Origin of the sequence: Meiothermus sp. (assembly GCF_025060375.1) — a bacterium.
GTDB lineage: Bacteria > Deinococcota > Deinococci > Deinococcales > Thermaceae > Meiothermus.
The window spans coordinates 1-6,113 of the sequence record NZ_JANXCG010000076.1 but is presented as its reverse complement, the minus strand read 5'-3'; the positions used below and the strand labels follow the sequence as shown (position 1 = coordinate 6,113).

The window sequence follows — 6,113 nt, the reverse complement described above, 5'->3', positions numbered from 1 at the left end:
CTCGCTACCAGCTCCCCCAGGCTTTTCGCAGGTAACCACGTCCTTCATCGGCTCAGGTGCCAGGGCATCCACCGTGTGCCCGTTCTATCTTGACCCCATTCAATCAAGAGCTCGCCTACAAAGGCATCGCTCCCTACCGCCTAGCTTTCATGATCCCCGCGCCATCCTCGCGAAGGCGCAACGAGAAGGATAACAAAGAGACCAAAGATTGTCAATACCCAAAGCCGCCGCTCTAGCCTGAACCACTTTTTGTGAGTTCAGGCTAGGGGTATGTTATGGGTCATGAATTCACCTGCCCTTCCTGAGGCCCAGACCCTCCCCACCACCCCCGCCATCCGCCTTTCGGGCATCACCGTGGCCTTTGAGGGGCGGGAGGTGCTAAAGGGTGTGGACCTGGAGGTCCGCAAGGGGGAGTTTGTAGCCATTATCGGGCCGTCGGGAGGAGGAAAGAGCACCCTACTCCGAGTGGTCGCTGGGCTGTTGAAGGCCCACTCGGGTACGGTAGAGGTGCTGGGCCGGCCGGCCATGGTCTTCCAGGACTATCGGCTTCTGCCCTGGCGCAATGTGGAGCAAAACATACGGCTTCCCATTGAGCTCACCGGCCGAGGCAAGGTGGAAACCCACCTGGGGATGAAGCCTTTCCTGAAGCTCTACCCCCACCAGCTCTCAGGGGGCATGAAGGCCCGGGTAGCCATTGCCCGCGCTCTAGCCCAGGACGCCGAGGTGCTGCTGATGGATGAGCCCTTCGCCGCCCTGGACGCCTTGGTACGGGAGCGGTTCAACCTTGAGCTCAAACGCCTGCACGAGCGCACTGGGAAAACCATTCTTTTCGTAACCCACAGCATCCGCGAGGCGGTCTACCTGGCCGACCGGGTGGTGGTGCTCACCAGAGGCCGGATTGAGGCCGTGTTGGACACCAAAGGGGAGGGCCGACTCACCGCTTTTACCGACGGGATTGAAGCCGAGCTGCGGGAGCGCCTAGGGGTAGCCGACTCCACCTTCATCGAGCCCCCACCCCCTCCCATGCGTCCCCCTTGGGAGGTCTTCGGGGTTTTGGGTCTGGGCGGGATTTTCTTCATCCTCTGGAGCCTTCTATCAGCCCGGATTCCCCTCTTCATGCCCTCCCCAACGCAGGTCTGGAGGGCTATGGTGGACAACGCCGCTCTGCTGGCACAAAGCGCCTTGGCTACCCTCGAGGCCGCCCTGCTGGGCACCTTGGTCTCTCTGGCAGCCGGGCTTCCCCTAGGGTACGCGATGGGGCGCAGCCGCGCCCTGGAGAGACTCTTCTCGCCCTTCATCGTGGCCCTGCAGGCCGTGCCCACCATCATCATCGCCCCCCTGCTCATCATTTGGTTTGGCTACGGACTCCTCTCAAAAGTCATCACGGTGGCCCTCATATCCATCTTCCCGGTCATGGTGAGCACCATGGTGGGCGTGCGGGAGGTGGATCGGGTTTACCGCGAGGTCTTTCAGACCATGGGGGCCACGGCCTGGGGGGTGTTCAGCAAGCTCGAGTTTCCCGGTGCTCTCCCGGTGGTGCTGGGCGGGTTGCGGCTCACCCTCTCCCTGGCCCTCATAGGGGCGGTGGTGGCGGAGTTCGTGTTCGGGGGAGCAGGGCTCGGGTATATGGCCAACACGGAGCGCCTCAATTTCCGCTACGCCAACGCTTTCGCCGCAGTGATGGTCACCGTGGGGCTGGGCATCGCCCTATATGCCCTGGTGGCCGGGCTCGAGGGCTACGTGCTACGCTACCGGCGTAGGTAACCCAATCTTGACAAGACCGCACTCAACTGTCTTAGGTGCCGTAGCCCAGCCCTCTTGACATTCTCATGGGTAGGGCGGAATAATATAGCCTCGGGTTGACACTCTAAACCCAAGACTGTCAAAGCCTTCTAGAGGAGGAACAGAATGGCAACAGCAACCGTGCTCCGACCCCTCGGCGACCGTGTGGTGGTCAAGCGGATTGAAGAGGAGCCCAAAACCAAAGGGGGCATCGTACTGCCCGATACCGCAAAGGAAAAGCCCCAAAAGGGCAAGGTGATCGCCGTAGGCAGCGGGCGCACCCTGGAAAACGGAACCAAGGTGCCCCTAGAGGTTAAGGAAGGCGACGTGGTGGTCTTTGCCAAGTACGGTGGCACCGAGATTGAGATCGACGGCGAGGAGTACATCATCCTTTCCGAGCGCGACCTTCTGGCTGTCCTGTAACGGTTTCTGCGGAGGAGTGTGAATTATGGCTAAGATGCTGGTCTTCGACGAAGCTGCACGCCGGAGCCTCGAGCGCGGGATGAACGCGGTGGCCAACGCGGTGAAGGTGACCCTAGGCCCCCGTGGGCGCAACGTGGTCCTGGAGAAGAAGTTCGGCAGCCCCACCATCACCAAAGACGGAGTGAGCGTAGCTAAAGAGGTGGAGCTGGAGGACCACCTGGAGAACATCGGCGCCAAGCTGATGATTGAGATCGCCTCCAAAACCAACGACATCACCGGCGACGGCACCACCACCGCCACCGTGCTGGGCCAGGCCATCGTGCGCGAGGGGCTGCGCAACGTGGCCGCCGGGGCCAACCCCTTGGCCCTAAAGCGGGGCATCGAGAAGGCCGTGGAGGTGGCGGTCAAGAGCATTCAGGAGCTGGCCGTACCCGTCAACGACCGCAAGGCCATCTTTGAAGTGGCGAGCGTCTCGGCGAACAACGACGCCGAGATCGGCAACCTGATTGCCGACGCCATGGAGAAGGTGGGCCGTGAAGGGGTCATCACCGTAGAGGAGTCCAAGAGCCTGGAGACCGAGCTGAACTTCGTGGAGGGGTACCAGTTTGACAAGGGTTACATCTCCCCTTACTTCGTGAACAACCCCGAGACCATGGAGGTCCAGCTCGACGACCCCTACATCCTCATCACCGAGAAGAAGGTCTCCAACGTGCGGGAGCTCCTGCCGGTGCTGGAGCAGGTGGCCCAAACCGGTAAGCCCCTGCTGCTCATCGCCGAGGATGTGGAGGGCGAGGCCCTGGCCACGCTGGTGGTGAACAAGCTCCGGGGCACCCTGAACATCGCCGCGGTCAAGGCCCCCGGCTTCGGCGACCGCCGCAAGGAGATGCTCAAGGACATCGCGGCCATCACCGGCGGCACCGTGATCAGCGAGGAGCTGGGCTTCAAGCTGGAGAACGCTACCCTCTCCATGCTGGGCCGGGCCGAGCGGGTGCGCATCAACAAGGACGAAACCACCATTGTGGGCGGCAAGGGCAAGAAGGAGGACATCGAGGCCCGCATCAACGGCATCAAGAAGGAGCTGGAGACCACCGACTCGGAGTACTCCAAGGAGAAGCTCCAGGAGCGGCTGGCCAAGCTGGCCGGTGGGGTGGCCGTAATCCGCGTGGGCGCGGCTACCGAGACCGAGCTCAAGGAGAAGAAGCACCGCTATGAGGACGCCCTCTCCACGGCCCGGGCTGCGGTGGAGGAGGGCATCGTGCCGGGCGGTGGGGTGGCCCTGCTCCGCGCCATACCCGCGGTGAAGAACCTCATCAAGGAGCTCGAGGGCGACGAGGCTACCGGCGCCAAGATCGTGCTGCGGGCCCTTGAAGAGCCTGCCCGGCAGATTGCCGCCAACGCCGGGTACGAGGGCAGCGTGGTGGTCAACAACATCCTGAGCAAAAAGGAGAAGAACTACGGCTTCGACGCGGCCAAAGGGGAGTATGTGGATATGATGGAGGCGGGCATCGTAGACCCGGTGAAGGTGACCCGCACCGCCCTGCAAAACGCCGCATCCATCGGGTCGCTGATCCTGATGACCGAGGCGGTGGTGGCCGAGAAGCCCGAGGAGAAGAAGGCCTCCTCCACCCCGAGCAGCAACATGGGCGGCGACATGGACTTCTAACGCTATCCCGTGGCCGGCCCCTCCTGGGAGGGGCCGGTTCCCTTTTGCAAAGCCTCCCAAAGCTCCAGGATAAGGGGGTGAAGGGTGTTCAGGTTGGTGGCCCGGATGCGCTTTCCCTCTACCTCGAGCCGCCCCTCGGCAAGCAGCGCCTGCACCACAGGCGCCAAGAGGGGCCACAGGGACAACCCCGTGCGTCCCTCAATGCGGCCCACGTCCACCCCCTGAGCCAGCCGAAGGCCCAGCATTAGGGATTCCTTGGCATGCTCGAGAGGGTCTATCTCCTCCAGGTCGGGGGGCTCGCCCACCAACCAGCGGGGCAGGGGGGGTTGCCTTGTGCGAAGGGCGTAGGCCTGCCCCTGGGCCTGGTAGTGGCCAACCGCGCTGGGGCCCAGCCCCCCCCAGAAGGCGCTTTCCCAGTAGGCCTGGTTGTGCCGGCTCTCCTCACCGGGGCGGGCAAAGTTGGACACCTCGTAGCGGCGAAACCCTGCCTCTCCCAACATCATCACGGCTCGCTCCAGGGCCAGGGCCTCAGCCTCGGGGTCGGGGCTGTAGCCCGAGAGGGCCAGAAGGGTGCCCGGCTCCACCTGCAGGGTGTAGGCCGAAACATGCCCCACCCCCAGGGCGGCGGCTTCCTGAAGGTCGGCCTCCACGTCTTGCTCAGGAAGGCCCAGAATTAGGTCTATGGAGGTACGAAAGCCCGCCTCCAGGGCCATCTCTACAGCTCGGAAAGCCCCCCTTCGCCCATGGGCCCGGCCCAAAATCCTGAGCACCCCCTCCTGAAAGCTCTGAACCCCTAGCGAGAGCCGGTTCACCCCTAGCTCCCGCAACAGGCGCAAGCGGGGGGGGCTGAGGGTGCCGGGGTTGGCCTCGAGCGTTACCTCGGCCCCTTCGGCCAAGGGCCAGGGTAGCGCCTCAAAAAGGGCCTCCAGCTCAGGCTCCCTAAGAAAGCTCGGCGTGCCGCCACCCAGGTAGAGGGTCTTGAGGGGGGCGGGATAGCGCTCGTACAGAGCCCACGCCTCCTCCTTCAGCCGCTTCAGGTAGGCTTCCACGCTACCCGGATGCCGCCGGAGCACGTGAAAGTCACAGTAGGGGCAGAGGGTGGGGCAGAAGGGCACATGAACGTAGAGGTGCTCCACCAGCCTCAATTTAGCGCCGCCCGGAAAAAGGCCGCCGCCCGCTGCATGAGCAGGGTGTAGTCCTGGCCACGGAAGGTGTGGCCAGCGCCAGGATAGGTAAAGCACCGGTGGGACACCCGGTTCTCCCGCAGCGCGGCGCATATCTCTTCAGCCCAGGCGTAGGGGGTTTGGGCATCGCGGGTGCCGTGGTGCACCTGAACCTGGGCCCGAAGACGGTGGAAGTGGTATATGGGCGAGATTTGGGCCAGGTTGGGAGGAGGGTTGCGAGCCTCCTCGCAACCTCGAGCCCCATTCGTGAAGACGTGGCAGATTTGACGGGCGTTTTTCAGGTCATCCCCGTGCATGCTGCTGTACAGGAGCACCGCCCGTATCTGGCGATCCACCACGGCCACCCGCTGGGCCACACCACCCCCCATGCTGTGGCCCATCAGACCTATCCGGGGAAGGGCCCTCTCCAAGGCTCCACGCCCCGCCTGCGCCCGCACAATGGCCGCCAAGTCCAGGATTTCCTGCGCGTATAGAATACGCCAGGGGCTCCCCTCAGGCTGCCCCTCCGAGAGGCCATGTCCCCGCAGGTTGGGGTGCAAGACGATAAACCCAGACCGCGCTAGGTAATCGGCGTAACGGGTGGTGTAGGTAAGCGTGCGGTAGGTGGAAGGGTTCACGTAGCCGTGGATCAGAATTACCACCGGGAACCGACCATTGCCGTTGGGGACGTTCATGAAGCCATACATCCTGAGCCCCTGCGAGGGGTAGCGCACCAGGTAACGGGTAAAGCCCTGTGTCTGCTCTAAAACCCTCTCCACGCTTAGGGTTCCGCCCCCGTAGCGAGCCTGGGCGAGCTGGTCTATGGTGAGGGGCTGGGAGAGGCCTAGGGAAAGGGCCCACAAAGAGCCCATCCACCAGCACCAGCGCAGCATACCCAAACCCTAAAACAGCGGTGGAGTTTAGGGGAGCAGCAGCTCACATTTGAAGACAAAAGCTTGCGAGCCAAGTGGCGACCTGGCCCCCGCTGAGGGGATGGCACCACCTGGCGGCCACCCGGTGGTAGACCGCCTGAGCGCGCCCCGTAGCGGAGAAACGGGTAGAAGCCGGAAGTGGGTACCCCC

The 6,113-nt window shown here is 63.5% G+C and carries 5 protein-coding genes and 1 rRNA gene; 3 read left to right on the top strand and 3 right to left on the bottom strand.

All coding sequences use genetic code 11. The features are described from left to right. Nucleotides 1-95, bottom strand: a 23S ribosomal RNA gene (locus tag NZ849_RS09275); the annotation flags it as partial. A 187-nt stretch (nucleotides 96-282) separates the two neighbouring features. Between NZ849_RS09275 and NZ849_RS09270 the strand changes: the two genes are divergently transcribed. From NZ849_RS09270 to groL, 3 genes are all read left to right on the top strand, one after another. Further along, nucleotides 283-1,764 (top strand): ABC transporter permease subunit, encoded by a 1,482-nt coding sequence (locus NZ849_RS09270; RefSeq protein WP_295406377.1) that lies wholly within the window; start codon nucleotides 283-285, stop codon nucleotides 1,762-1,764. Between the two features lie 144 nt (nucleotides 1,765-1,908). Then, on the top strand, nucleotides 1,909-2,205 hold the full coding sequence (gene groES / locus NZ849_RS09265; RefSeq protein ID WP_295406375.1) for a co-chaperone GroES: 297 nt from the start codon (nucleotides 1,909-1,911) through the stop codon (nucleotides 2,203-2,205). A gap of 25 nt (nucleotides 2,206-2,230) precedes the next feature. Beyond that, nucleotides 2,231-3,868 carry a chaperonin GroEL gene (gene groL / locus NZ849_RS09260; RefSeq protein ID WP_318773675.1) on the top strand — a complete coding sequence of 546 codons (1,638 nt, stop codon included), beginning with the start codon at nucleotides 2,231-2,233 and terminating at the stop codon, nucleotides 3,866-3,868. Between the two features lie 2 nt (nucleotides 3,869-3,870). Here groL and hemW read toward each other — a convergent pair whose 3' ends face one another. Both hemW and NZ849_RS09250 read right to left on the bottom strand, forming a co-directional pair. Beyond that, nucleotides 3,871-5,004 carry a radical SAM family heme chaperone HemW gene (hemW, locus tag NZ849_RS09255; protein WP_295406373.1) on the bottom strand — a complete coding sequence of 378 codons (1,134 nt, stop codon included), beginning with the start codon at nucleotides 5,002-5,004 and terminating at the stop codon, nucleotides 3,871-3,873. Nucleotides 5,005-5,009: 5 nt separating this feature from the next. Then, entirely contained in the window at nucleotides 5,010-5,924 is a 915-nt protein-coding gene (locus tag NZ849_RS09250; protein ID WP_295406371.1) for an alpha/beta fold hydrolase, read from the bottom strand. Nucleotides 5,925-6,113: the final 189 nt, after the last annotated feature.

Bases quoted from the DNA above. Each gene is read 5' to 3' on its own strand.
- NZ849_RS09270 (WP_295406377.1), top strand. From the start codon at position 283: ATGAATTCACCTGCCCTTCCTGAGGCCCAGACCCTCCCCACCACCCCC.
- groL (WP_318773675.1), top strand. From the start codon at position 2,231: ATGGCTAAGATGCTGGTCTTCGACGAAGCTGCACGCCGGAGCCTCGAG.
- groES (WP_295406375.1), top strand. From the start codon at position 1,909: ATGGCAACAGCAACCGTGCTCCGACCCCTCGGCGACCGTGTGGTGGTC.
- NZ849_RS09250 (WP_295406371.1), bottom strand. From the start codon at position 5,924: ATGCTGCGCTGGTGCTGGTGGATGGGCTCTTTGTGGGCCCTTTCCCTA.